Source organism: Streptomyces sp. UH6, assembly GCF_013421635.1.
Classification (GTDB): Bacteria; Actinomycetota; Actinomycetes; order Streptomycetales; family Streptomycetaceae; genus Streptomyces; species Streptomyces abyssomicinicus.
In genome coordinates, this window is the sequence record NZ_JACADT010000992.1 from 1 (window position 1) to 2,075 (window position 2,075).

General features: G+C 72.7%; 1 protein-coding gene and 2 pseudogenes. 1 reads left to right on the plus strand and 2 read right to left on the minus strand.

Going from position 1 to position 2,075, the window contains the following annotated elements; translation table 11 throughout:
• Together HW445_RS28400 and HW445_RS28405 are read right to left on the minus strand one after the other, a co-directional pair.
• Positions 1–441 (minus strand): annotated as a pseudogene (locus HW445_RS28400) (hypothetical protein); the annotation flags it as partial.
• 4 nt (positions 442–445) lie between these two features.
• Positions 446–1,663: a hypothetical protein gene (locus HW445_RS28405; protein WP_180223717.1), complete on the minus strand. Its 1,218-nt coding sequence runs from the start codon at positions 1,661–1,663 to the stop codon at positions 446–448.
• Positions 1,664–1,835: 172 nt separating this feature from the next.
• Between HW445_RS28405 and HW445_RS28410 the strand changes: the two are divergent.
• Positions 1,836–2,075, plus strand: a pseudogene (locus HW445_RS28410) (S-methyl-5-thioribose-1-phosphate isomerase); the annotation flags it as partial.

Below are 2,075 nucleotides of genomic sequence, written 5' to 3' on the forward strand. Positions count from 1 at the left end.
GCGTTCCTGGACGGCGCGGGACCAGTCGCCGCGGGCGGCGGCCTCCTCGGCGGCCTCGCGGTGTTCGGCGGCGCTGCGCGGGCCGTCCGTGAAGAGGGCTTCCTCCTCGGCGCCCTTCGGGCGGCGTCCGGGCAGGCCGAGGCGCATCGCGAGCAGGATCAGGACGAGCAGCAGGCCACCGACGACGACCCACAGGCCGGTGTGTCCGCCGGGAGCGACGGAGGCGGCCCGGTCGAGGAGGTCGGAGACGCCTTCCCAGACCCACTTGAGGCCGCGCTGGAACAACCCGGGGTCGTCCTGGTGGTAGATGCCTTCGGACAGCTCCCTCTCGGCCTCCTCCCGCGCGGGGTCGCGCGGGAGGGTGACCGGAGGTTCGCCGTCGTGCGTGGTGTGTGCGGCGGCCGCGAGGAGCGCGGCCGGAATTCCCCCCGCCCAGCTCACCCCATCAGCTCCCCGCGCCCGGGGCGGAGCCGGAGGCGCGCGCGAGTTCCAGGTCGAGGGCCTCGCGGCGGATGCGGCGGTCGATGTAGAGGAGCACCGTCACGCCTGCGGTGATGGGCAGGGTGACGGTCGTGGCGAACATGCCGCCGATGCCGGTGAAGACGTAGTAGAGCGGTCCGAATTCGGCCGTGCCGCCGCCGAGGAAGGAACCCAGCGACATGCCGCTCATCGACATGCCGACGAGTTCGAACGGCACCGCGATGACGAAGGAGACGAAGGCGGTGATCAGGTTGGTGAGCGCCAGGATGCCGAAGATCCGCCACCAGGAGCCCTGCACCAGCTTGGCCGAGCGGGTCAGGGACCGGAGCACCGGCTGCTTCTCGAGGATCAGCGCGGGCGAGGACAGGGCCCACCGGATGTAGATCCAGGCGGAGAGCGCGACGGCGGGGAAGATGCCGAAGAAGATCAGCAGACCGCCGCCGACGGCGGAGCCGCCGAGTCCCACGAGGATGCCGGGGAGCAGGCAGGCGACGAAGACCACCGCGACGGCCAGGGGGATCAGCAGGACCAGGCCGAGCAGCCGCAGCGCCTGGGGCTTGGAGCTCCGCCAGGCCTGTCGCACGGTCGCGGGCCGGCCGAGGACGGCCTGGCTGGTCACCGGGGTGAGCAGCGCGGTCGCCGTGGCGTGGCCGATCACGCCGACCAGCAGCAGGACGAACGAGGCGAGCATCGACTGCCCCATGAGGGAGGTGTACTCCTCGCCGCCCATGGTGATCGGGTCGGCGTTCAGGGACGCGGTGGTGATGTCGTTCAGCAGGAAGATGTTGAGCAGGACGACGACGGTCTGGGTGACCGCGGCGACGACCAGGGAGATGCCGAGGACCGGGCGCCAGTAGGTGCGCATGGTGGTGACGGCGCCGTCGAGGATCTCGCCGAGGCCGATCGGGCGCAGCGGGATGACGCCGGGCTTCGGCGCGGGCGGGGGTCCCCAGGAGGGGCCTTTGGGGACGCCGGGGTGACCGCCGCCGTAGTGGCCGCCGTAGCCACCGCCGTAGGGGCCGCCCTGCTGAGGGGCGCCCGGGTACGGGCCCGCCGGAGGTCCGGGCTGGGGCGGGACGGCGGGGGGTGGCTGCTCCTTGGACCACTGGGCACCCGGCTCGTCGCCGCCGGGGCTTCCGGCCGGAGATGATCCGGGCGAGGTCCAGCCCGGAGAGTCGTTCATCGTCGCTCCTTCAGGGTGCTGCCCGCGGATCACGGCGCAGGTCAGGTCATCGTGCCATGTGCACGTCGGCGGATGGGCGGGGCGGGGGCGATCGGGACGGGACCGAGACAGTGGGCGGTGCGCGGCGGAGAACGCCTTCTTGGCGCGCCGGATCCGGGGCAGACTGACAGGCATGGCGGATCACGGCGTGCGACCTGGCGGCAGTGGACGGACCGACGGCATACCCATGATCCCGGCGCTGCGCTGGGAGGAACCTCCTGAGGGGCCGGTGCTGGTGCTCCTCGACCAGACCCGGTTGCCGGCGGAGGAGTCGGAACTGGTCTGTACGGACGCGGCGGCGCTGGTCGCGGCGATCCGTTCGCTGGCGGTGCGCGGAGCTCCGCTGCTGGGCATCGCGGGTGCGTACGGGGTG